Below are 428 nucleotides of genomic sequence, written 5' to 3'. Positions count from 1 at the left end.
GGCGCCGGGTGTGGGGGATCTGGTGGCGGAGTTGGAGGAGTCGGGTGCGCGGGTGAGTGTCGCCGCGTGTGATGTGGCGGACCGGGAGGCGGTGGCCGGTCTCCTGGAGTGGATCGACGCGCAGGACATCCCCCTCACCGCCGTCGTCCACGCCGCCGGAACGGCCGGCTACGGGCCGCTCGACGAGATCGGCGCCGACGTGTTCGGCACCGAGACGAGCGCGAAGGTCTGTGGCGCGGTGCATTTGGACGAGTTGCTGGGGGAGCGGGAGTTGGCGGCTTTCGTCGTCTTCTCGTCGATCTCGGGTGTCTGGGGTTCGGGTGGTCAGGCGGCGTACTCGGCGGGGAACGCGTTCGTGGACGCGCTGGTCGAGGAGCGCCGGGGCCGTGGGCTGGCCGGCATGTCGGTGGCGTGGGGCCCGTGGGCGG

General features: G+C 72.2%; 1 protein-coding gene. It reads left to right on the top strand.

Annotated elements, in window-relative coordinates; all coding sequences use genetic code 11:
• On the top strand, positions 1-428 hold a 428-nt coding region (locus K7G61_RS36110; RefSeq protein ID WP_225851380.1), incomplete at both ends, for an SDR family NAD(P)-dependent oxidoreductase.

The organism is Streptomyces sp. HPF1205 (genome assembly GCF_020400825.1).
Taxonomy (GTDB): domain Bacteria; phylum Actinomycetota; class Actinomycetes; order Streptomycetales; family Streptomycetaceae; genus Actinacidiphila.
The sequence above is the reverse complement of the archived record's forward strand: the minus strand, read 5'-3'. Positions and strand labels throughout refer to the sequence as shown.